The sequence below is a fragment of the Pedobacter cryoconitis genome, from assembly GCF_003259615.1.
GTDB lineage: Bacteria > Bacteroidota > Bacteroidia > Sphingobacteriales > Sphingobacteriaceae > Pedobacter > Pedobacter cryoconitis.
In genome coordinates this window covers 217843-239594 of sequence record NZ_QLLR01000005.1, presented here as the reverse complement: position 1 = coordinate 239594, position 21752 = coordinate 217843, and the positions used below count along the sequence as shown (strand labels likewise).

The 21752-nt window shown below is 38.9% G+C and carries 24 protein-coding genes and 1 pseudogene; 11 read left to right on the top strand and 14 right to left on the bottom strand.

The annotated features are described in order from the left end of the window. The first annotated feature begins 2 nt into the window (after positions 1–2). The 7 genes from LY11_RS08660 (at position 3) to LY11_RS08630 (ending at position 5445) form a co-directional block, all read left to right on the top strand. Positions 3–479, top strand: coding sequence for a cytochrome P460 family protein (locus tag LY11_RS08660; RefSeq protein ID WP_111633309.1), 477 nt, complete (start codon positions 3–5; stop codon positions 477–479). Positions 480–487: 8 nt separating this feature from the next. Beyond that, the gene (locus tag LY11_RS08655; protein ID WP_111633308.1) at positions 488–1516 is read left to right on the top strand and encodes a sensor histidine kinase; all 1029 of its coding nucleotides are present in this window, start codon (positions 488–490) and stop codon (positions 1514–1516) included. Continuing rightward, the gene (locus LY11_RS08650; RefSeq protein ID WP_211321512.1) at positions 1513–2274 is read left to right on the top strand and encodes a LytR/AlgR family response regulator transcription factor; all 762 of its coding nucleotides are present in this window, start codon (positions 1513–1515) and stop codon (positions 2272–2274) included. The genes LY11_RS08655 and LY11_RS08650 overlap by 4 nt, the downstream gene beginning before the upstream one ends. Before the next feature lie 211 nt (positions 2275–2485). Next, positions 2486–3310, top strand: a complete 825-nt coding sequence (locus LY11_RS08645) for a hypothetical protein (RefSeq protein ID WP_111633307.1) — start codon at positions 2486–2488, stop codon at positions 3308–3310. Next, complete coding sequence (locus tag LY11_RS08640; RefSeq protein WP_111633306.1) at positions 3311–3961, top strand: metallophosphoesterase; 651 nt, start codon at positions 3311–3313, stop codon at positions 3959–3961. Positions 3962–4055: 94 nt separating this feature from the next. Continuing rightward, positions 4056–5009 carry a DUF6985 domain-containing protein gene (locus tag LY11_RS26875; protein ID WP_211321511.1) on the top strand — a complete coding sequence of 318 codons (954 nt, stop codon included), beginning with the start codon at positions 4056–4058 and terminating at the stop codon, positions 5007–5009. 10 nt (positions 5010–5019) lie between these two features. Beyond that, positions 5020–5445 carry a hypothetical protein gene (locus tag LY11_RS08630; RefSeq protein WP_111633305.1) on the top strand — a complete coding sequence of 142 codons (426 nt, stop codon included), beginning with the start codon at positions 5020–5022 and terminating at the stop codon, positions 5443–5445. Between the two features lie 45 nt (positions 5446–5490). Here the strand turns inward: LY11_RS08630 and LY11_RS08625 are convergent, their stop codons facing one another. From LY11_RS08625 to LY11_RS08610, 4 genes are all read right to left on the bottom strand, one after another. After that, positions 5491–6408: a helix-turn-helix domain-containing protein gene (locus LY11_RS08625; protein ID WP_111633304.1), complete on the bottom strand. Its 918-nt coding sequence runs from the start codon at positions 6406–6408 to the stop codon at positions 5491–5493. Between the two features lie 176 nt (positions 6409–6584). Continuing rightward, entirely contained in the window at positions 6585–7640 is a 1056-nt protein-coding gene (locus LY11_RS08620; RefSeq protein ID WP_111633303.1) for a TCR/Tet family MFS transporter, read from the bottom strand. A gap of 187 nt (positions 7641–7827) precedes the next feature. Continuing rightward, positions 7828–8781, bottom strand: a complete 954-nt coding sequence (locus tag LY11_RS08615) for a helix-turn-helix transcriptional regulator (protein ID WP_111633302.1) — start codon at positions 8779–8781, stop codon at positions 7828–7830. A gap of 50 nt (positions 8782–8831) precedes the next feature. Then, the gene (locus LY11_RS08610; protein ID WP_111633345.1) at positions 8832–9209 is read right to left on the bottom strand and encodes a MerR family transcriptional regulator; all 378 of its coding nucleotides are present in this window, start codon (positions 9207–9209) and stop codon (positions 8832–8834) included. Between the two features lie 127 nt (positions 9210–9336). Between LY11_RS08610 and LY11_RS08605 the strand changes: the two genes are divergently transcribed. Continuing rightward, positions 9337–10212: an alpha/beta fold hydrolase gene (locus LY11_RS08605; protein ID WP_111633301.1), complete on the top strand. Its 876-nt coding sequence runs from the start codon at positions 9337–9339 to the stop codon at positions 10210–10212. A gap of 8 nt (positions 10213–10220) precedes the next feature. Here LY11_RS08605 and LY11_RS08600 read toward each other — a convergent pair whose 3' ends face one another. Beyond that, a complete protein-coding gene (locus LY11_RS08600) occupies positions 10221–10478 on the bottom strand; it encodes a methyltransferase domain-containing protein (protein ID WP_245952662.1) in 258 nt (85 codons plus the stop codon). A 153-nt stretch (positions 10479–10631) separates the two neighbouring features. Beyond that, entirely contained in the window at positions 10632–11558 is a 927-nt protein-coding gene (locus tag LY11_RS08595) for an SDR family oxidoreductase (protein ID WP_111633300.1), read from the bottom strand. A gap of 133 nt (positions 11559–11691) precedes the next feature. On the opposite strand from LY11_RS08595, the gene LY11_RS08590 reads away from it, so the two are divergent. Then, positions 11692–12120, top strand: coding sequence for a DUF1810 domain-containing protein (locus LY11_RS08590; protein ID WP_111633299.1), 429 nt, complete (start codon positions 11692–11694; stop codon positions 12118–12120). 25 nt (positions 12121–12145) lie between these two features. Here the strand turns inward: LY11_RS08590 and LY11_RS08585 are convergent, their stop codons facing one another. Continuing rightward, positions 12146–12754 carry an alpha-ketoglutarate-dependent dioxygenase AlkB family protein gene (locus LY11_RS08585; RefSeq protein ID WP_111633298.1) on the bottom strand — a complete coding sequence of 203 codons (609 nt, stop codon included), beginning with the start codon at positions 12752–12754 and terminating at the stop codon, positions 12146–12148. Between the two features lie 242 nt (positions 12755–12996). Between LY11_RS08585 and LY11_RS08580 the strand changes: the two genes are divergently transcribed. Beyond that, positions 12997–14961 (top strand): ATP-binding protein, encoded by a 1965-nt coding sequence (locus LY11_RS08580; RefSeq protein ID WP_111633297.1) that lies wholly within the window; start codon positions 12997–12999, stop codon positions 14959–14961. Here LY11_RS08580 and LY11_RS08575 read toward each other — a convergent pair. The 3 genes from LY11_RS08575 to LY11_RS08565 all read right to left on the bottom strand — a co-directional run bounded on the left by LY11_RS08575 (position 14954) and on the right by LY11_RS08565 (position 18174). After that, positions 14954–16831 carry a PAS domain S-box protein gene (locus LY11_RS08575; protein WP_111633296.1) on the bottom strand — a complete coding sequence of 626 codons (1878 nt, stop codon included), beginning with the start codon at positions 16829–16831 and terminating at the stop codon, positions 14954–14956. The two genes, LY11_RS08580 and LY11_RS08575, sit on opposite strands and share 8 nt — an antisense overlap. A gap of 79 nt (positions 16832–16910) precedes the next feature. Next, a complete protein-coding gene (locus LY11_RS08570) occupies positions 16911–17807 on the bottom strand; it encodes a DMT family transporter (RefSeq protein WP_111633295.1) in 897 nt (298 codons plus the stop codon). Then, positions 17797–18174 (bottom strand): hypothetical protein, encoded by a 378-nt coding sequence (locus tag LY11_RS08565; protein WP_111633294.1) that lies wholly within the window; start codon positions 18172–18174, stop codon positions 17797–17799. The genes LY11_RS08570 and LY11_RS08565 overlap by 11 nt, the downstream gene beginning before the upstream one ends. A gap of 297 nt (positions 18175–18471) precedes the next feature. Here LY11_RS08565 and LY11_RS08560 point away from each other — a divergent pair, with 297 nt between their 5' ends. Beyond that, positions 18472–19500 (top strand): DUF4236 domain-containing protein, encoded by a 1029-nt coding sequence (locus LY11_RS08560; protein WP_111633293.1) that lies wholly within the window; start codon positions 18472–18474, stop codon positions 19498–19500. Positions 19501–19552: 52 nt separating this feature from the next. Here LY11_RS08560 and LY11_RS08555 read toward each other — a convergent pair whose 3' ends face one another. From LY11_RS08555 to LY11_RS08545, 4 genes and pseudogenes are all read right to left on the bottom strand, one after another. Then, complete coding sequence (locus LY11_RS08555; RefSeq protein ID WP_211321510.1) at positions 19553–19915, bottom strand: cupin domain-containing protein; 363 nt, start codon at positions 19913–19915, stop codon at positions 19553–19555. After that, a pseudogene (locus LY11_RS27235) lies at positions 19912–20436 on the bottom strand (malate:quinone oxidoreductase). The gene LY11_RS08555 and the pseudogene LY11_RS27235 overlap by 4 nt, the downstream one beginning before the upstream one ends. Continuing rightward, a complete protein-coding gene (locus LY11_RS27230) occupies positions 20408–20752 on the bottom strand; it encodes a malate:quinone oxidoreductase (RefSeq protein ID WP_317047985.1) in 345 nt (114 codons plus the stop codon). Before LY11_RS27230 ends, LY11_RS27235 begins: the two are co-directional and overlap by 29 nt. Before the next feature lie 94 nt (positions 20753–20846). Further along, positions 20847–21728 (bottom strand): DMT family transporter, encoded by an 882-nt coding sequence (locus LY11_RS08545; protein WP_111633292.1) that lies wholly within the window; start codon positions 21726–21728, stop codon positions 20847–20849. Positions 21729–21752: the final 24 nt, after the last annotated feature.

Genomic DNA, 21752 nt, shown 5'->3' with positions numbered 1-21752 from the left:
TTATGCGATTTAAAATTCAATATTCAGCCCTTATTTTACTATTGCTGATCGCAATCGGCTGTAAACAAAACAATAACCATGCTGGTGAATTAAATGAGGCCGCAAACCTGCCGGTGGAATTGCATTTCAACCAATTGGGCCTGAAAGTAATTACCTCCATGATCAATAAAAAAGAAGCGACCATGTCAACGCTATATGGCAATGAGGCCGCCCTGAAATATACAAAATCCAAAGAAGATAGTACCACCAGCGGTATGGTGTTTGCATTAGTGAGCTGGAAACAACAGGACGATGAAAGATGGTTCGGTGCAAAAATTCCAGGCCCCTTTCAAAGGGTCGAAATGGTGACTACAAAAGCCAATGGAAATACTATCCGGACCTCCTATAAAACGTATACAGGAAAATGGCAGACCAATCCTTTGACCGAACAGGCACGAATAAAATATATCTTAGCGCAAAAAGCTGCAATAATGCCTTAAATCAGTTCATGCTATTTAACAAAATCAACCATCCGGCCCATAAATCAATCTTTTTTGTCTCTGCAAAAATCATTTGGTTCAGCTCCTTGTTTATGGGCATACTCGCCTCTATACCAAAAATTCTGCAGCTGCATGTAACCCTGATAGAACTGGCAGCAGACGCTTCGATTGCTTTTTTATTCTCCATCGCTATTTGGTACTTTAACATTTACAGACTTCCGAAGTTTTCCAGTATCCAGGTAACCAACAGGTTTTTTAACCTCAGGCTGCTCTACAGTATCTGCTTTGGAATAGCGCTGATGGTGATGCTGGTTAGTATCCACCAGGTGTTATTCCCAAAGTATTATTTTTATACTATGATTTTGATGTACCAGTTTAGGGGAATACTGATCAACCTGACCATATATATGTTTTTATATTTTCTCTATCAAACTTACAGAAGTCATAACATTGAACTGGAACTGGAACAGGTAAAAGCTGATCACCTGAGTGCACAATATGAGTCACTGAAACAGCAGGTTAATCCGCATTTCCTTTTTAACAGCCTGAATACCCTGAAATCAATGGTAGAAATAAATGATAAACATGTATCAGAATTTATTTTAAACCTTTCAGATTTTTATAGATTCACGCTTGAGCAGCGCAAACAGGATATTATCCCGTTAGCGGACGAATTAACGATCTTACGCTCCTATATATTCCTGTTAAGTGCCAGATTCGAAGAAGGGATTAATTTTCAGGATCAATTACCTCCGAATTGCGCAACGTCGTTGATACCACCATTCACCTTGCAATTATTGGTAGAGAATTGTATTAAACATAATATAGTCTCACTCGAACAGCCTTTAACGATTTCGCTGTTTATCAAACAAAATATGCTGCACGTTCAAAATAATTTGCAGTTAAAAATGACAGCCGGTCCTTCTTTAAAAATGGGATTGGAAAATATAAACCTGCGCTATCAGCATTTAATCCAGCGCAGCATAGTAATAGAGGAAAGTGCCGATTCATTTACCGTTAAACTGCCATTGATATGATAAGTATTGTAATCATAGAGGATGAGATCAAAACAGCCAAAGCACTGGCAAAAATGATTTTGTCACTCCAGCCTTCTGCGCAGATTGCAGCGACAATCCAAAGTGTCAAAACAGCGGTAACTTATCTTTCCGGGCATGCTTACCCCGATCTGATCTTCATGGATGTTCAGCTCGCAGATGGTAATTGTTTTGAGATTTTCAAGCAAGTACAGGTAAGTTCGCCTGTTATTTTTTGTACAGCTTTCGATGAGTATGCGATGGATGCTTTTAAGACAAATGGTATTGATTATATTTTAAAACCTTTTTCAGCGGATAGCCTCAAAACTGCATTTGAAAAGGTTTTTATGCTTAAAAACTTCTTTCAGGTTAATGAGCAAGCCTCACTTAAAATCAATAATCTGCTGAATAATCCAGCAGGGAAAACGGGTTTTCTGGTCTTTAAAAACAATAAATATATCACGATACAAACTGATCACATTGCCTGCTTTTATATCCGGGATGAAATGACGATTATAGTAACCATTACCGGGGAAGAATATGGAATTTCACAATCGTTAGAAGAACTTCATAAAGTACTGAACCCGCATTTATTCTTTCGGATCAATCGTCAGTATCTGATTAATTACAGTGCTGTAAAGGAAGTGGAACATTACTTTGCCCGCAAACTCAGCGTTAAACTGAATATTTCTACACCTGAACCGCTGATTATTGGAAAAGATAAAGCGACCTTGTTCTTAAACTGGCTGGATAACCGGTAAAATAAAAAGCTTCCCGGAATCGGCTGCCTCCGGTTATCTTAATTTTGGGGCTACCGGTTCAGGAAGGCTTTTGGCAGAGAAACCTACTGATTTGATAAAAGTTTCCGATCATAAGGTGCTATCTTAAGTGTATATTATCTTTTATTCAATCCATATTTGTTGATATATTGCGTGAATTATTTATCTAAAGACGAAACAGAGGGAGATTTATATGGACATCGTTAAAATACCAAAGAAATTGCGGGACATATTTGACATTTTAAGAAATGGGCAAATAGAATTGGGATTAGCAAAGCTGACAGAAATTAAAGATTTTGAACCGCAGAAAGCAATTGTTCTGGCAGAAATAAACTATTTCAGCAGCAATGACGAACTGGCGATGACAAATGATGAGCAGGCTTTGCCATTTGATGGGCAGTGGTACGCAGGAAATGTTTTATTTGAGCACTTTTTTGCTTATACAAGTGCAGCGATCCGGAGTGATCAGAAGAAAAGAGCCGAAAATTTCTATAAAACCTATTTAGCTGAAAAGGAAAAAGCAGGTTTAGAAGACCATCGTTTTGATACCTATAAACACCAGGTGAAACAGCATCTGGCAAAGTTAAAGGGTAAGAAAACCTTAACAATTGATGCAACACCTCTTCAAATCATTGAAAACGGAAAAGGAATGAATGACTTTATTGCACAATTAAAAAAATACAAGCCTAAATTGACACATGATACCGTTAAAGGAGCTGAATATCTATTGGGTTTTATGTTTGAGGAGGGCAATACGGCAGAAAGCCTGGCTTATTATGAAAAATTCGCTGAAGAACTGACCAACGAAGATGATCACCTGCTGGCTGCACGGCTATTCGTGTTAACAGGTGAAATTGAGAAAGCAAAAACAGCGATCAGGAATTATGTTAAAGTCTGGTATCCTGTTGAGCATATTCAGATTACCCCGATGCGACTTTGGGAATTCGAAGACTTACATCCAATTTTAACTCAAGAATTTAAAGAAGAGTTATTGCGTACACCAAAAGCTAAACTATAAATTGACTACTTTATTATCGGAGATATTCACGGCTGTTTTTTTACGTTCTCTGCAATATTAAAGCATTGGAATACCGGTAAAGAATACCTGGTTTCTGTTGGAGATTTAATTGACCGTGGAAATTATAGCGCCCTGGTGGTAGAGGAATGTATGAAATTATCGGCTATGTATGAGAATACGATATTTCTTAAAGGAAATCATGAAGCAGAAATGATAACATATATGCTTTCCGGGCACAATAAATACTGGACTGATCAGGGAGGATACCAAACATTGGAAAATTTCAAGTCTAATCAAAGTGATTTGAATAAAGCAGTGGGCTGGTTGCAAGACATGCCTTTAACGTTTGGCAACAAATCGATTATGGTCACTCATGCTGGGATTTCAGCTACAGAAGCCCCTTTTGAAGAAAGTAATTTTGATGGTGTATTGTGGAACAGGCTACCTTTAAAAAACATAGATAAAATACAAATACATGGGCATACACCATTGAAAGCAAGAAAGCCAGAGTTTAATGAAGATTCACAATCGTGGAATATTGACACAGGTGCTGCTTATGGTTACGGACTGACCGCATTACGATTATCTGCATCCGGAAAACTTATTGAAATTGTCCATATAGAAACCGATCAGCGCGATCTGCAACTGTAGAAAGTCATTTTTATGAACGACTATTTATAGCATACAACAACCAATTATAACATACAATATCCAATTATAGCATACAACATCCAAAAAATTATTCATGTCAAACGCAGCAGAAATAATAACAGCAATTGATACTTTTCTCGATAAGTTCTCACTCAAAAAAAATAAACTTGAAGATAAAGACCTGATCAGCTTCATCGAGGAAAAATGGGCACAAGCAGATGATGGGAAGTATGAAATACATATGGGGAGCATTATTATTGGTAGAATGATCAATGAGTATATTGCTGTTAAAGACTTTGAAAACATGAAACGCTGGCTTGAAATGAGCGACCGTCATTCTTTAAGCAAAAAAAATCCTGCCTATATCAACAATTATTACAATGGTGATTGTTGCCTGGAATGCGGGCAGGAAGAAGAGGCATTAAAATACCTGCGTTTATGTTATGAGGAAAATCCGGAATATATCTTTACCGGAGGTGCCGGTTGTATCGGATTTTTCAATAAACATTTAGAACATCCCGTCATGTTATCAAAGGATAATACTGAAGAAGAAGAGGATTTTACAGATTTTATTGAATTGAAAGGATGGCAAGCTTTCTTTCAGGAAGATACAAGCGAATTTCAATATGACTTGATTGGTGATAAACCTATTAAAAAAGCATCCGCAAACCACAAAAGAGGCTTAGCATATATTGCTGATAACCAATCAAAAATATTAGAAGTTATTTTAACCGGACTATTAGAACAGTACCCTACCCTGCAAAATGAATACGGTTATAGTTGCTCTGACAAACAGGATTTCATGCCAGATGTGATGGCTATCAAAGATTTTGCTGACTTATTATCTCCGGTTGGAATACATATTTTTTCAGTTTATCAAGATAAATTTCCCTATATCGGATATGAATTTTCTTGTTCGTGGGATACTGAGCATGGACTTGGATTCATGATGTTCCAAAACAGAATCATTGAGATCGGTGGCGCAGACACTTCTTTTTTAAGCTGGATTGCAAAAGCAGATTTAAAACAACAAAAAAATATCTCCTGAAAATCACCTTATGAAGTTAAATAATTTAATCATTCCGGGTCATTCTATTGGAGGTATTTGTTTAGGGGCAACTGCCGGTTCTTTTCTTGATCGGTTAGAATCAAATGATAAAATAATAATGGAAAATGATACTATAGCTATCCTTAATAAAGGTCTTATAACTATTTATTATACACCACGTACAGAATTGATTACTGCTATCTCCTGCAATAAGTTGTTTCCGGGAATTTATGATCACAAACTCTGGCCGGGAATGAATATTAATGATGTCATCAGGAATTCTTCCAGGCAAATTGCCTGGTCAGGTTTTGTTCAAATTGATGGTATTGAAGGAATTGGCCTGTCTCTGCCAGAAGAACATGATGATTTTGAACAGCTTACCGATTTCTTATCTCCAAATTTCATTTTTGACGAGTTATGGGTTTACAACCCCTAATTATTTTTTCTCATCCGTTTATTTGCAATAATAAATTAAAGGAGATTAACTAAAGGATTGTCTGAATTCAAGCGGTGAAACTTTCACCTTGGTCTTGAACAGTCTGTTGAATGACTGAGGATGTTCAAAACCCAGGCTATAAGCAATTTCAGCAACTGTAAGGTTACTTGTACTGAGTATATCTTTTGCCTTATCGATCAGCTTATTATGAATATGTTGCTGTGTGGTCTGCCCTGTTAAAGAGCGCAGCATATCATTTAAATACCGGGGGGAAACTTTCAGATGACCTGCAATAGTTGTCACTGTGGGTAAGCCATCCACAAGCGATTGATCTGTTTTGAAAATATCCAGTAAATAGGCTTCCATTTCAGCGATTAAATCATGGTGTACCAATTTCCTGGTGATAAATTGCCGGCCGTAAAAACGGTTGCTGTAATTCAGCAATGTCTCGATTTGCGAGATTAATACATCCTGGCTAAAATGATCAATATTAGTATCAAGTTCTAGTCCAATATTATCAAAAACTGAAAAGATTACCTTCTTCTCTTTATCAGAAAGATATAAAGCCTCAGCAACTGAATAAGAAAAAAAACCATATTTAGCGAGCTGCCTTCCCAAAGGATAATTTCTTATAAAGTCTGGATGAAACAACAGCGTGTATCCGCTATAATCCTTCTCCTCAATGGCAGCAGCGATTAACTGATTTGGCGCTGTGAAGGACAAGCCCCCCTCTTCAAAGTCATAATGTCCTTGTCCATACCTGATCTGTCCGGCAAAGTGTTCTTTAAAAGAGATCTTAAAAAAGCTAAGCAGATACCCCTTACCAACTTCTGTAGTATCAACCTTAATATCCTTGTAGTTGACAAGCGCAATTAAAGGATGTAATGGTTTGGGTAAACCTAACGCCTTAAGAAGTGCCGATATACTATCAAAGATAACTGGTTTTGAATTTTCCCTGGTCATGATTAAAAATTAGCGCATGGAAAGAAATCATCTGCTCCATGCGAAGTTAATAAATTATTGAGCGTTTCGGATCTGATGATGAACACGATACCTATTCCACAAGATCTGCAACAAATATAGGCTTCTGCGCTGCAGGGTATGTATCCATTTCAATCAATCCTGTAACCGAAAAAACACTAGTGATATTTCCTGATGGTTTTTAAAGCAATGACTAAACCGATCAGGGTTAAAACAGCACTAAAAAGAAATGGTGCACCAGGAAAATATACAGGCGCAGCTGAGCTAATGAAATAAACAAAAATGTGACTTATAATCCAGGGACCAATAATTGCAGCCAGACTTTGCAAACCGGTGATCATCCCCTGCAACTCTCCTTGTGAATTTGGAGCAGCTTGATTTGAGATTAAACTTTGCATTGCCGGACCACCAATTCCTGCCAGTCCATAAGGCAAAATGAAAAGCATAACCCACAGACCACCAGCCACAAATGCAAAACAGATGAACACTATACTATATAAAATAAGTCCGTAGTAAATGGCCAGTTTTTGCTGTCTTTCGGAAACAATGTACCGGATTAGCACGCCTTGAACAAGTGCCAGAACCAATCCTACCAGTCCTAATGAATAACCTATCATCGTTGAATCCCACCTGAATTTTTCAATCACATAGTAAGACCAATTGGAATTGACTGAGTGATTAGCGATATAAAGTAAAAACAAGGTGACCAGTAAACCCATTATTGCAGGGTACTTGGCAATATTTACAAATGCACCGGCAGGATTTGCCCTTTTCCATGAAAATCTCCGCCTGTTCTCTGCTGACAATGATTCTGGCAATAAAAAATAGCCATATAACCAGTTGGCCAAAGCCAGTCCGGCAGAAATCATAAAAGGGACTCTCAAACCATACGTACTGAACAGCCCTCCGATAACTGGGCCTAATATAAAACCAATGCCGAAAACGGCCCCGACCAATCCGAAATTTCTGGATTTCTGTGCAGGTTCAGAAATATCTGCAATATAAGCCAGTGCAGTACTCACACTCGCCCCTGCCAGACCGGCGATAATCCGTCCAACAAATAACCAAAATACGGAAGGTGCAAAAGAAAGAAAAACATAGTCTATGCCTAAGCCGAATAAGGAAATCAATAAGATGGGCCGCCTTCCAAATTGGTCACTTAAGCCGCCAAGAACGGGCGAAAAAACAAATTGGGCCAGTGCATAAGCAGCCATTAAATATCCGCCTTAATCTGCGGCAACACTAAGGTTTCCACCAGTTGGGATTAATTTGACCAGCGCTTCATCCTGGAGTGCGTCTTGATTGTAATTAGCATTTAATGCTGTTTTCATCTTGTGTTTCTTTTAATTTTAATACTGCAAAGAAACATTCAGGTTGTGACAGCCTTGTGTCAGCAAGTTTTTAAATAGTTTTCACCGTCTCGGCGAAGGAAGCAAACAATGATTTTACGCTTGTTTTTAAGCTATCTGAATAAAGGATCGTTGCATAATCGGCGATCGAAATATACCAGCGCGCGAAACCTTCGACAGACATCGTTAGAAACTCCATTTCTATTCCGGCAGTTGTATTGCGTTCTGAGATATAGCCAAAGTAATATTTTGAATCGCTGATTTGAAGGGCTCCCTGGTGTGAGAGCAGTAAAGTCACTTCTTCCAGTTTGGTAGCTTCGTACTGCGCATTTAAAAGGCTCTTCAAGGTTGGATGCTGCGTTTTAAATTTAATGTCAGTTGAGGAGATCTGTTTTATCCGATCGAATCTAAAATCCCTGTAATCATTTTTATCCCGGCAAAAAGCGAACAGATGCCAGTAACGATTCACATAAAATATGCCTACAGGCTCAATAGTCCGCTTTGTTTCTTCTTGTTTATAATGTGTAAAGTAATTCATCTTCATGACCAGGTGATCTCCAAGTCCTGCCAATATAATTTTCAGAATATCATCCTGCTTCATGCCTTGCTGAGGAAAGATATGCTGCATAATCTCTATTTTGCCTTCCATATGATTCAGGTAATCTTTATCACCGGGTTCAAGCACAGCGCGTATTTTATCTAATGCATTAGAGAACAAACTGGCATGCGTAGCCTCTGTGAGCCGGGCTACTAGTTTTTCTGCGGTAATCAGAGCGGTTGCTTCTTCGCGCGTAAACATCACCGGGGGTAATCTATAGCCTTCTTCTAAGGAGTAACCGATACCTGATTCTCCAATAATGGGAATTCCGGCTTCTTCCAGAGCGCTTATATCTCTGTAGACAGTTCTTAAACTGATGCGGTAACGATCGGCAATATCCCTGGCTCTCACCGTTCTGCGCGACTGTAGTTGAATAAGGATAGCAGAAAGACGGTCTATTCGATTCATTGCGCAATTTAAAACATTAATTTCAATGTTCTGAATTACATAAGCACACCTCAGTTATTATTTGGCCCAACCCCGTTTTCAATATTAAACTTACAAATAGCAATTTGCTTTTTGACGGCCTTTAACTCACTTATTTTCGCGTCTATCTGGATTAGTTTTCTATCAAGGACTTCAATTTTTGCATTTCGGCTGATCTTCTTTTGATACCAGGCATCAACAACTTCTTTAATTTCGGCCAGCGTAAAGCCTACAGCTTTTGCCATCTGTATAAATCTTAATTTTTCAACAACATCGTCTCCATAATAGACATAGTTATTGGTTGTCACTTCCTGCTTCTTTTCACCGCTGAACAACCCTGATTTTTCGTAAAATCTGATAGTCCCAATGGGAATCCCTGTCTCTTTAGAAAGCTGATTGATTAATTTCATATTCTTTGCTGTAAAATAAAAGCAAACCATGTAGTATACTACACAGTTGACGGTTACAAAAATAGTGTTTACTATTGCATTTACAATTGAAAAGAATAATCAAAACTAAAAATATAAATTTATTAAAATGCAATATTCAGACGATGAGCTTTTGAAATCACTTCCGGGATTTCAAAACAATTATGTGGAAGTAAACGGAATAAAACTGCACTATGTGGAAGGTGGAAAGGGACAGCCTTTAGTTCTGCTTCCTGGCTGGCCGGAGACATGGTGGGCTTACCACAAAATAATGCCAGCACTAGCAGAAAATTACCGGGTTATTGTAGTAGACATTCGAGGGATGGGCAGTTCTGATAAACCAGCAGACGGCTATGATAAAAAGAGTATGGCCGGAGACATTCTTGAGCTTGTGAAAAAATTAGGGTATGAAAAAATTAATATTGGCGGCCATGATATTGGGGCCCATGTTGCTTTTAGTTTTGCCGCCAATTTTCCAGCGCAAACTGCGAAATTGATTCTGCTGGACACTCCACATCCAGATCCACAAATGTATCAGCTTCCCATGGTTCCAATATTAGGAGCAACTTTCGTTTATCCATGGTGGCTTGCTTTTAATCAAATAAAAGAACTTCCGGAGCAATTACTTGAAGGCCGGATGTATATAGTTATAGATTGGATTTTCAAAACCCTGCTAAAAAACCCAGTTAGTATAAATGAGTTTGATAAAGCTGTATATGCTTTTGCTTATGATAGCAATGATGGAATAAGGGCATCAAATGGTTGGTATCAGGCTTTTCCACAAGATATAGCAGATAGTAAATCCTATAGTAAACTCACTTTACCTGTACTGGGAATAGGTGCCAGCGGGTATGAGATGCTGCAAAATTCCCTGCCTGGTTATATAACCGATTTAAAGTTAGTTAAGATTGAAGATAGCGGGCATTTTATACTTGCTGAAAAACCCGAAGAAATTGTGAATTACATCAGGGATTTTCTGGAATAACTGAAGAGTTAAATTTTCCTTTTTTCACACTTAATTAAAAACAGGGGAAAGATTTCAATACCTGTTACAACGATTCCCTGGTCTGTAAAAACCTTTGCATTCCGTCCGTAGCCAATTCCGGGAATAAGAATATTTTTAACTGATTTTCCGACAAAAAAATCTTTGGTCACGACCGCAGAGTTTGAGGGTTCAAAGCCCCACATTTCCTGCTTTTCGATAAAATTGGATTCCCAGAATTCAGTATTGCCGGTTTCGTTTGTCATCATCTGTTCTGCTTATGCTATTGAATAAGCAATCTACTAAGAATGACAAATCGTTTCATCATCTGAATCTGAAGTTTTAACTTAAAAAAACAGAAATACCTTTTGTAGACCAAGGCGATAAATTGGGCAACCCAATTTAGGATTGCCCAATTTATTTTAGGGTTGTCCGCTTCCCCCTGCTGCGCCATAAATCTGGCCAGTAGAATAACTCGCGTCATTGACGGCCAGCTGTACATAGATAGAAGCCAGTTCAGCTGGCTGACCTGGTCTGCCCAATGGAGTTTCTTTACCAAACTGCTTTACTTTCTCCTGGGTTGATCCTCCGGTAACTTGCAGCACAGTCCAGATCGGGCCGGGTGAGACACCGTTCACACGGATACCTTTAGGCCCAAGTTGTTTGGCGAGTGATCTCACGAAACTTGTATTTGCGGCTTTACTCTGTGCATAATCAAAGAGATCTGCTGAAGGATCTGTAGCTTGGACTGAAGTAGTTGCAATAATCACAGATCCAGGTTTAAGATGAGGCAGCGCAGCTTTTGTGATCCAAAAAGGTGCATATATATTCGTTTTCATAGTCCAGTCAAATTGCTCCGTACTGAGCTCCAGAATAGACTGATGGCTTTGCTGTCTGCCAGCATTATTAACTAAAATATCTAATCCCCCAAGTCCCTTCACGGCATCCTTAACGAGCTTTTCGCAAAATTCTTCTGTTCTTATATCACCGGGAACAGCTATCGCTTTACGGCCTGCTTTTTTAATCAGCTCAATAACTTCCTTAGCATCTGCTTCTTCATCAGGCAGGTAATTAATAGCTACATCAGCTCCTTCTCTGGCATATGCAATAGCAGCGGCTCTTCCTATGCCAGAGTCACCGCCAGTAATCAGTGCTTTGCGGCCGGCGAGCCTGCCAGAACCAACATAGCTTTTTTCACCGTGGTCTGGTACAGGAGACATCTTTGATGCCAGTCCCGGCCAGGGTTGAGTTTGTTCTTTAAATGGTGGTTTGAAATATTTAGTTGTCGGATCTTCAAGTGGTGATCTGCTGGTTTCATTCGGGCTTGCGTTTTTACTTTCTGTTTTCATAGGATATGATTTAATGTTTACTAAGGCGTGAACACTGTAAATTAACAAAAGTTTTCAAAAAAAAATGTTTACCTTAATACCTCCATGAATCTATGGAAAACAGAGCTAAAGCGTTCAAAAACCATTAATTAACATGAAATCACACGATCTGGAAAGATTTATAACTGCTCAAAAAGGAGTATTCCAAACTGCGCTTGGGGAAATTCAAAATGGTAAAAAAATTACACACTGGATGTGGTATATTTTTCCGCAGATCCAGGGACTGGGTTTTACTGAAAACTCCAAATATTATGGCATAAAAGATCTGCAGGAAGCTGCTGAATTTTTAGATCACCGTGTACTTGGACCCAGGCTGATTTTAATGTGTAATACACTACTTGCTCTTGAAACGAATGATGCACACCTGGTATTCAGCAGTCCGGATGACCTGAAGCTGAAATCATGTATGACCTTATTTGCTGAAATCCCAAACAGTAATCCCGTATTTGAGAAAGTATTAAAGAAGTTCTTTAGCGGCCTGAAAGACCACATCACGCTAAAAATCCTCAATCTTCACCGTTAATTTTATTTTTCAACAGGTTGAATTGTTAAATCACCACTCTGAATGTTAAGTTTACTCTTGCGCACATGGGCTTTACAGATTTTGGAATCCGGTGCTCCCACTCAGCTTGTAAATTACCTTTCATAATCAGAAGAGCACCACTTTCCAGTTTGATAGCATATTTATTGGAATGGTCCTGTTTGCTCCTGATGTCAAAAGACCTGACCTGCCCGAAACTCACGGACGCTATCACTGGATGGGTACCTAGGGCTTTTTCATTATCACTGTGCCAGGCCACGGAATCATTTCCGTCCCGGTAATAATTCAACAGTACACTGTTAAAAGTTACACCAGCAATTTCCTCTGCACGTTGTTTAATGCACAAAAGCTCTGGTGTCCATATTAAAGGTTCGGACCTGCGCAAAGAAGTATAATCGTAAGTTTCCTGATCGGCATACCAGGCGGTAAGCCTTGGAGTAACCACCTGTTTGTCATACATCTTTACCACTTTTTGCTTCCAGGGGGTTTCGGTTATAAACTTATGCAGCAAATGGTTACATTCCTGCCCGGTAAATATACCGGGATAATAGGTTAAAAGTTCGGCAGGAAGCCCTGGGCTCTGCCCTGCGTCAGCAAAAAAACTCAATTGTTCCATAAGGTATCTTAAATGAAAATCTAAAAAATAAAGATATTAGCGGGCACAAAGTTATACTAATATTTTTAGTACTTCAAGAAATTTAAGCATTGTGCCTTGGTTGAATTTAATAAATACGTGCTTTATACACATATAAGTGTTATGGTTATAATTGTATAACATGTTATTTGCTTCTTATTAAAATTTGCTTGATTTTAATAACCTATACCATCTGCCTTAACAATCTGCTGAATTAAATTATTATGTCCTTACAAGAAAGGCCGCTACTATCCTACCCTTTATATTTAAAGGGCGGTGGTGAAATGGGTGCGCTAACCCGTTCATTTAACTGGTCTGAAACGTTGCTGGGCACTCCGGATAAATGGTCGCAAAATTTACTGACGACTTTAAGTATCATCCTGCATTCAAAATATCCTATGTTTCTCTGGTGGGGTCCTGACCTGATACAGTTTTATAATGATGCCTATAAGCCTAGCTTAGGGAATCCAGGTAAACATCCGAAAGCACTGGGTCAGAAAGGAGAAGAATGCTGGCCTGAAATATGGCCGGTTATCAAACCCTTAATTGATCAGGTGATGGCTGGTGGTGAAGCAATCTGGAATGAGGATAAGCTGATCCCGATTTACAGAAATAACAGAATGGAAGATGTTTACTGGACTTTCTGTTATAGCCGGATAATTGATGTGAATGGGGAAATTGGCGGCGTACTGGTCACTTGTAATGAAACCACGAACAGGGTAAAAACAACACAGCAAATTGAGCAGAATTTAATTAAGCTTGCTGAAAGTGAATACAGGTCAGCTAACCTGATCACACAGACACCTGTAGCAATTGGTGTACTTAAATCAAGGGCGCTGCTTATAGAAACTGCCAACAATAAACTTCTACAGTATTGGGGGAAATCTGCCGCTGTTATCGGGAAACCTTTAGCTACTGCTTTGCCAGAACTGGACGGACAACCTTTTTTAAAAATACTGGATGATGTTTATATTTCTGGTCTTGCCTACTCAAAATATGAGATTCCAGCCATGCTGGAAAATGAAGGTGTTTTAAAAAAATACTATTTTGATGTTCTTTATCAGCCTATTCTGAACCAATCGGGCGAAACTGACAGCATACTTGTGGTGGCTACAGATTTAACAGAACAAGTAGAAGCGAGAAAGGTTATAGAGGAAAATTTCTTACAATTCCGGCAACTGGCAGATTCGATTATACAAATGGTCTGGGTAACTGATGACAAAGGAATGCACGAGTATTATAACCAGAGGTGGTACGATTTTACAGGATCAAACTTTGAACATACTAAAGGTGCAGGCTGGAATCAGATGTTTCACCCCGATGACCGGGAAAGAGCACGTGAAAAATGGCAACATTCTTTAGAAACGGGTGATCCTTATGAGATTGAATACCGGTTGAAAAAACATACTGATGAATATGTCTGGGTACTGGGCAGAGCTGCTCCATTTTATAATTCGGAAGGAAAAATCATTAAATGGTTCGGGACATGCACTGATATTCATGAACAGAAGTTATTGCAAGAGCAAAAGGATGATTTCATCAGTATTGCGAGCCATGAACTGAAAACCCCGATTACCGCTTTAAAGGTTTCCTTACAACTGATGAAAAGAATGGTCGAAAATCCTTCCGTTGCGATGATGAGTAATTTGATTGAAAAGGCTAATAAAAATATGGATAAAGTTGGTGTATTAATTGAGGATCTGCTCAACACCAGTAAATATAATCATGGTCAACTTCATTTGACTAAAACTATATTCGGGTTGTCTGAAGTAATAAACGAATGTTGTGAGCATATCAACTACGAGGGCAAATATACCTTTAAAATAACCGGAGATCCTGATTTACAGATTTTTGCTGATACAGAAAGGATTGGCCAGATCATTACTAACTTTATTACTAATGCGACCAAATATGCTCCGGACTCAAAAGAAATAAATATTCATGTTGAACGTGCTGGTGATTATGTAAAACTTTCTGTTAAAGATCAGGGGCCTGGAATATCACAGGAAAAGATTCCGCATATTTTTGACCGCTATTATCAGGTAGATAATACAGGAAGTCAATATTCAGGTCTTGGTCTTGGACTCTATATTTGTTCGGAGATTATCAGGAAACATGGTGGAGAAATAGGTGTAGACAGCGAAGCCGGTAAAGGAAGTACTTTTTGGTTTAAATTATTGGTTAGTTGAGGGTTCGTAAATAGAAATAAAATACTGACCCTACTTTTTCTTCACTTTCAACGACAATTTCACTACCGTGATAGCGTAAAATCTCTGAGACAAGATATAAGCCTATGCCAAATCCAGGTACTGTTTTTATACCGTTATTATTTACACGGTAAAAACGTTCAAATAGTCTTTTTTGATCTGCAGGGCTTATGCCTATCCCCTGGTCACTGACATATATTTTTACTTTTCCATCTTGTTTTTCGCAACCCAGCGTAATCAGGCCTCCTTCAGGGGAATATTTAATAGCGTTGCTGACCAGATTCATCAATACCTGCCCGATTTTATCTCTATCGGCATTGATTATAATTTCCTCACAGTCTATTAATTTTATAGTATGCTGTGAAGTTAAGAATTTTGCATCTTCTGCAATTTCAACCATTAAAGGATGTAATTCAACTTCCCGTCTTTCTATTTGCAATTTCCCTTCTTCCATTCTTGCGAGGCTCAAAAAGTCATGAATCAAAGACACCATTTTTTTAGTCTGGGCTTCTGCTCTGATCAATGATTTAACACTGAACTCATCACCTCCTTTTTTTGAACGTATCAGTAATAGCTGAAGATAGCCTGTAAGTGCCGTTAAAGGGGTTTTTAATTCGTGACTCACCATAGCCACAAAATCATTTTTCCGTTGCTCTGCTTGTTTTTTCTCGGTAATATCTCTGGCAATCTTCGATAAACCAATAATTTTGCCATCCCTGTCTTTAACAGGTGATATAGTGAGGGACACGTCAATCAGCTGTCCTGTTTTGGTGATTCTTCTGGTTTCAAAATGATTTACCCTTTCTCCTTTACTTAGCCGGGATAGAATTTGCACCTCTTCCTGCAGAAGGTCGGGTGGTATTAATTTAAGTATGGGCTGCCCTATTATTTCAGCAGCAGTATATCCGAAAGTACGTTCTGCGGAGTCATTCCAGCTGGTAATAATCCCATTTAAGGTCTTGCTGATCACAGCGTCATTACTGGAATCAATAATAGCAGCTAATTTTGCACTTTTCTCTTCTGCATGTTTAACGTCTGTAATATCTAAGGTAGTTCCAATAAGCAGGCTGGCATAACGATCTGTTTTATAGCTCTTTTTCCATTGCACTTTAATCCAGCGTAATCCTTGATCATCAAAACGGTGAATCCTGTAAGTAAGGTTGTGCGTTTCATCACTAGCTGGTTCAACAGAGTCATACATAGCTTTGATTACGCGGGATTTATCTTCCGGATGGATGAGATCGCTGAACGCATCAAAAGTTATTTGTTCAGCAACAGGATAGCCAAAAACATGCTTGCATTCATTTGACCAGAATAAACTATTGTTTTTCGGATTCCATTCCCATGTACCCAGGCTAGTGGACTCTATAGCTATTTTAAGCTTGGTTTCATTTTGTTCCAGGTCATCAATCAGCTGTGCTTTGCGTTCTTGTTCTTTGATCAGGGGCGTAATATCCCGGGTAAAACAACGGGTATGAATAAATTTATCGTCTCTCCATAACACGCTTGAATTGATTAGTACATGTTTGATGTCCCCATTCTTACAAAGTAGTCTGGCCGGATAATTAAGCAGAGTTTGATTATTGGTGAGCCGATATAGAATATCCTGTATCACTTCCTGATCTGCATGAAAATTACTGATGGGAAAGCCAACATATTCTTCTTTTGTGTAACCGAGTGAAATAAATTCAGCTTGATTAGCCCATATGATTATGCCTTCTGCATTAACCCAGTGGAGCGGCAATGCGGCATTTTCAACAAAGTCATTTAATTCGTCCAGGCGCAGTTTCAGCTCTTTATTTTCTTTCTCATATTGAGCAATTTTCGCCTGAAGTACTTTAAAATCTTCCATATTTAATCAATAGTGCAAAGCTAGTTATTGTTACAGTATTTTTATAAGAAAGATAAACAAAATTAAGCCGTTTTTATAATTAGACAGTTTTTTTACGTGAACTCAATATTAAACCTGAAAGGATGAACACTCCGCCGGCAACCTGAACAATACTAACTTGTTCCTGTAAAAACAAGACTGCGATCAATACGCCAATCAAAATATCGAGGTTAAGAAAATTCCCTACCAGCGCAGCGGGTAATTTTTCGAGTGCTTTATTATACATGAGATAACATAAGGCAGAAGAAATTGCCCCCAGATAGATTAAGGCGAGCCATCCTTTAAGACCAATTTGAACAGGCTCATTCCACTGACTAAATTCGTATATGGCCAATGGAAGTAGTATAGCAGTACCTATACAACCACTCCAAAAAGTAATTATAATCGGATTTAAGTGTTTAAGTTTACGGGAAACCAAGGTGTAAGCTGTCCAGCACAGGGCAGCGGCCATCATCAACAGGTTACCTGTCAGGCTGCTTTTCTCTCCTTGATCATCTGCGCCAATTAAACCAACCAGGACCACACCAATAAAGGATAAACAAATTCCAGTGATCTGCACTCCGGATAAGCGTTCTTTAAGAAAAAAAACTCCGGATAAGGCAATACAGATTGGAATAAAACCTTGAATTAATGCTCCACTGGAGGCAGAGGTATACATTAATGAATAATTGAAGAAAACATAATAACCCGAAACACCTGTTATTCCCATAAGGAACAGCCACCAGTAGTCACCTTTTTTAAATTGCTGAGCAGCTATAGTCTTATGGTTCGCCAGATAAACTGGTAAAAGGCATAGCAGTGCAATTACAAAACGTACAAACGCAAAGCAACCCGGCGGCAATACATTAACGACAGATTTGATGACTGCATAAGTACTCCCCCATACGAGCATGACAAAAACCAACCATACAATGGCGGAGGTTTGTTTATTTTTCATTGATATTAGCAGTCAATTCTTCCTCAAACAGTTCGAAAAACAGGTTCTGCAATTTATGAACGTGCTGCATTGTTTTAAAATCACCAGTTTCATCATTTGCGGGTACTTGTTTATAACAGTCGAAATATTCGTCTTCTACGATATGGTATAAAAAGAAATTGAATTCTGGGTGCTGGTAGTATCCTTGTCCGTTGTTGTTAAAACCAAAGTTGTTGATCAGCCAGTCTTCAGTGATCAGAACTGGCACAATGTCTTCAATCTTAGTGTCATTGTTAATCTGGTCAGCAGAAATGGATTCTACTTTCAATGGGTTATTGCTTAATGAGCTTTTAACGTAATTCCCTATCCTTAATTCAGTGGCTTGCATGGGGTAAAGCTAAGGTTTTAGATGCTTTGTTTTTTAAACAAGGTGTCATTCTGATCAAAATACATAGGTATCGTGTAAGCCTCTTTTATTGTTTTCAGAAATCCAAAAAGACATGCTGCTTTAATTCAATGCTGTAAACATGCTACACAATACCCTGTATTTCAAAACAAAACACACATTTAAACAGCGACAAAAGTATTTGGAAAATAGTTCAATATTTTATGGTTTCCCGTAAAATAAGTACAACGAGTCCCTATATTTTTGAGGTATCAATTCATCATAAATAAAAAAAAGACAATGGCATGGAGTTTCCACAAACAAATAAAAATTATTCCAGGAGTTCATTTGAACTTAAGAAAAAGTGGCTTATCGACTTCCATTGTTGTAAAAGAGGTAATTAATCCCGTTGTAACTGCCGGCAATATTTTTAGTGCAGCTGTTCATAAAATCACCAGTCAGAATATGCAGGGTGTAAAAGAAACAATTATGCTGGCCCGCCAGCAAAGAAAAGAACTAGAGGATGATTTATTAAGTATTCAGACAACTTTACGGAATTCGCAATTGAAACGGGCCCTGAGTTACCTATTTCTTTATGGACTGATTATTAAGCGTATCCCTAAAAATCTAACAGCAGATATAGCTATACAAACAGAAGCGATCGAGCAAATCAGGGTAGCAATAATGAATTGTTATGTAAAGCTGGAAATTGACTTTGACTCCGATATTCAGGAAAAATATGATGCGCTGGTCGGCGCATTTAAAAAATTAATAACCAGCAATAAAATCTGGGATGTCACCAGTGCCCATTTTCAGGACCGGGTAATCGCACGTTCCTCCGCAAGTACCATCGTAAGTAAACAAGAGGTCAGATTCTCATTCAGTTCAATTCCAGATATGAGATCAAATTATGAGGCTCTTTATTTAAAAAATGCAAATGGCGCAGATTTATATTGCTATCCTGGTTTTATTGTAATGTATTCCAATGAATCAGATTTTGCAATTATCGGTATTGATGAGGTCAATTTACATCAAAGTGCTGTACGCTTTACAGAAACCGGAACTGTTCCTGCAGATTCAAAAATAATTGATAAAACCTGGGCCAAAGTCAATAAAAATGGCACTCCTGACAAAAGATTTAATGGCAACTACCAAATTCCGATAGTCCGGTATGGTGAAATTAGATTTTCGACGCATACCGGGCTAAATGAGGAATATGAATTTAGTAACTACGAGTTCAGCGAAGAATTCAGTAATAAATTTAAAGAATACCAAATAGCAATTAAACGATTAAAAAGCTTTGATATGAGCAGTGCTGGTATTTTCTAGCAGTATAATCTGGAAGAAATGATGCTAAGGAATGCTTAACTCCAGGCCATTCTCAGCTGTTGTCCGGGATAAAATGTGTCTCTGCATCTTCTTGAAAAACAGCATAAATGCGTTTCCAGGGCTCATCATTCAGCAGCCTCCATTTATGTCCTGTTCCAGTGTGATCGGTAGCTAAAAGAATATCTCCGGGATGAATAACAAAGGTTTTCCCGTTTTTCATGGTAAATTCAAGTATACCAGATAAAGTAATCACATATTGTGGTATTGGATCATTATGCCAGTCAAAGGAAGAATGTGCAGGAGTTTCCTTAAAAAGAACGTGGTCGGCTTTAACCAAAGCTCCTTCAGCTATACTGCCAGTTTTAAAATGAGAATCACCGTCGTTACCGGTATACATTAAATATGCTTTGATCATGATGGTATATTTTGAAGGTGAAGTGTTGCTGCTGTTTGCTTTCTTAAGTCCTGACAGAGCGCTGGATTTTCTTTTAGTGATTGCCCGTAGGAAGGGATCATTTCCTTCAGCTTTGCAGCCCACCCACCATTTTTCATCTTTTCGGTAAAGCAGCGCTCTAAAACATCGACCATAATCTATACGGCAGTAGATGCGCCGGGTGATGCGCCAAGCATTGCAATGATACTTTGATCGGCTGAGCCAACCAGCTCTGTACCAAATTCGAGAATCCCTCCATGAACGGGATCTTTTTTGATAATCTGGACCCGCTGCCCGGCAGTTTCCAAAGACCAGTCTTCTTCATTGGCTTCAGGAAAAAATTCGTGTAATGCAGTGAAACGTTCCTCTTTGGATTCAAGCACCTGTCCTATCAGATATTTGGTCAGTGCCATATTATCTCTGCCTACTGCAAGCAGCGGAAGGATCTTATGCGGATCAATCGAACTGAATAAATCAAGGTATAAATGACTGTGGATTTTCAATTACCTTTTTCCCAACCAGATATGACCAGAACTGACGGGATAAATCGAATTCCGTATTGACTTCAAGTGCTTTGGCGATGTCAATACACCCATCCTCTTTTTCAGGCGTATAGTTAAGCTCACAAAGTGCAGCATGACCTGTACCTGCATTATTCCAGGCGTTGGAACTTTCTTGTGCAGGTTGATCCAAAACTTCGTAAATTTTGATCTGGAGATTGGGATCAAGTTGATTTAACATGACAGCAAGGGTTGCACTCATGATTCCTGTCCCGATGAGCACAACTTCTGTCTTTCCTGAATGAATGGATTCTTCCATGGTGTTATATTTTTACTTTGTTATTTTCAGAATGAATATTCCCTTTTATCCAACAACTTGATATACCTGCCAATTGTTTGTTCCCTTCATCCTATTATTTTGCGAATTTCTTTGAGCCCGCAACGCAAAGGATTACGCCAACTGTAACCCCCAGCATACCGATGCTCACCTGTTCATGGAGTAAAGTTGCTGCAAGGATTAATCCGAAAAAAGGTTGTAATAGCTGTAATTGACCTACGGCCGCTATACCTCCCTGGGCTAATCCGCGATACCAGAATATAAAACCAATCAGCATACTGAATACAGAGATATAAGCAAGACCGGCCCAGGCTGCTGTACCAACTCCTGCGAATGAGGACGGAAGCTGAAAAAAAAGGATAGGCCCCATTAAAGGGAGTGATAAAATCAGTGCCCAGCAGATTACCTGCCATCCGCCCAGTGTTTTTGAAAGTTTCGCTCCTTCGGCATAGCCAAGTCCGCAAAGGATAACTGCCATTAGCATGAGGATGTCACCTATGGGTGATGCCGAAAGCCCCTGAGCCACTGCAAAACCGATAACCAGTAAACTGCCTGAACCGGAGAATAACCAAAATAATGGATGAGGGCGCTCTCCCCCTCTTATCATACCAAATATTGCCGTAGTTAATGGCAGCATACCGAGAAATACCAGTGAATGTGCTGAAGTCACATACTGTAAGGCCATTGCAGAAAGTAATGGAAATCCGATAACAACACCTATTGATACAATCGTCAAGGAAAAAAGATGTCTCTTTTCTGGCCGCTTTTCTTTAAAAATCAGCAGGATGCAAAGTGCAAGCAACCCTGCGATAGTTGCCCGGGCAACGGTTACAAAGATTGGCCCGAAATCCAGAACGGCCACTCTTGTTGCTGGCATTGAGCCGCTGAAGATCAATACGCCAATTGCTCCATTTATCCATCCGTGCCTGTTGTTTTCGGTTAATTTACTGCTTTCCATACTATTGTTTATGTAATCCTGCAA

What these genes read in the sequence shown, in the direction of transcription:
- LY11_RS08630 (WP_111633305.1), top strand. Translation starts at nt 5,020, where the DNA reads ATGAAGTTAAATAATTTAATCATTCCGGGTCATTCTATTGGAGGTATT.
- LY11_RS08570 (WP_111633295.1), bottom strand. Translation starts at nt 17,807, where the DNA reads ATGAAAAATAAACAAACCTCCGCCATTGTATGGTTGGTTTTTGTCATG.
- LY11_RS08655 (WP_111633308.1), top strand. Translation starts at nt 488, where the DNA reads ATGCTATTTAACAAAATCAACCATCCGGCCCATAAATCAATCTTTTTT.
- LY11_RS26875 (WP_211321511.1), top strand. Translation starts at nt 4,056, where the DNA reads ATGTCAAACGCAGCAGAAATAATAACAGCAATTGATACTTTTCTCGAT.
- LY11_RS08610 (WP_111633345.1), bottom strand. Translation starts at nt 9,209, where the DNA reads ATGAAATTAATCAATCAGCTTTCTAAAGAGACAGGGATTCCCATTGGG.
- LY11_RS08560 (WP_111633293.1), top strand. Translation starts at nt 18,472, where the DNA reads ATGGCATGGAGTTTCCACAAACAAATAAAAATTATTCCAGGAGTTCAT.
- LY11_RS08575 (WP_111633296.1), bottom strand. Translation starts at nt 16,831, where the DNA reads ATGGAAGATTTTAAAGTACTTCAGGCGAAAATTGCTCAATATGAGAAA.
- LY11_RS08585 (WP_111633298.1), bottom strand. Translation starts at nt 12,754, where the DNA reads ATGGAACAATTGAGTTTTTTTGCTGACGCAGGGCAGAGCCCAGGGCTT.
- LY11_RS08605 (WP_111633301.1), top strand. Translation starts at nt 9,337, where the DNA reads ATGCAATATTCAGACGATGAGCTTTTGAAATCACTTCCGGGATTTCAA.
- LY11_RS08565 (WP_111633294.1), bottom strand. Translation starts at nt 18,174, where the DNA reads ATGCAAGCCACTGAATTAAGGATAGGGAATTACGTTAAAAGCTCATTA.
- LY11_RS08590 (WP_111633299.1), top strand. Translation starts at nt 11,692, where the DNA reads ATGAAATCACACGATCTGGAAAGATTTATAACTGCTCAAAAAGGAGTA.
- LY11_RS08555 (WP_211321510.1), bottom strand. Translation starts at nt 19,915, where the DNA reads ATGATCAAAGCATATTTAATGTATACCGGTAACGACGGTGATTCTCAT.
- LY11_RS27230 (WP_317047985.1), bottom strand. Translation starts at nt 20,752, where the DNA reads ATGGAAGAATCCATTCATTCAGGAAAGACAGAAGTTGTGCTCATCGGG.
- LY11_RS08615 (WP_111633302.1), bottom strand. Translation starts at nt 8,781, where the DNA reads ATGAATCGAATAGACCGTCTTTCTGCTATCCTTATTCAACTACAGTCG.
- LY11_RS08620 (WP_111633303.1), bottom strand. Translation starts at nt 7,640, where the DNA reads ATGGCTGCTTATGCACTGGCCCAATTTGTTTTTTCGCCCGTTCTTGGC.
- LY11_RS08645 (WP_111633307.1), top strand. Translation starts at nt 2,486, where the DNA reads ATGGACATCGTTAAAATACCAAAGAAATTGCGGGACATATTTGACATT.
- LY11_RS08580 (WP_111633297.1), top strand. Translation starts at nt 12,997, where the DNA reads ATGTCCTTACAAGAAAGGCCGCTACTATCCTACCCTTTATATTTAAAG.
- LY11_RS08545 (WP_111633292.1), bottom strand. Translation starts at nt 21,728, where the DNA reads ATGGAAAGCAGTAAATTAACCGAAAACAACAGGCACGGATGGATAAAT.
- LY11_RS08660 (WP_111633309.1), top strand. Translation starts at nt 3, where the DNA reads ATGCGATTTAAAATTCAATATTCAGCCCTTATTTTACTATTGCTGATC.
- LY11_RS08625 (WP_111633304.1), bottom strand. Translation starts at nt 6,408, where the DNA reads ATGACCAGGGAAAATTCAAAACCAGTTATCTTTGATAGTATATCGGCA.
- LY11_RS08595 (WP_111633300.1), bottom strand. Translation starts at nt 11,558, where the DNA reads ATGAAAACAGAAAGTAAAAACGCAAGCCCGAATGAAACCAGCAGATCA.
- LY11_RS08600 (WP_245952662.1), bottom strand. Translation starts at nt 10,478, where the DNA reads ATGATGACAAACGAAACCGGCAATACTGAATTCTGGGAATCCAATTTT.
- LY11_RS08650 (WP_211321512.1), top strand. Translation starts at nt 1,513, where the DNA reads ATGATAAGTATTGTAATCATAGAGGATGAGATCAAAACAGCCAAAGCA.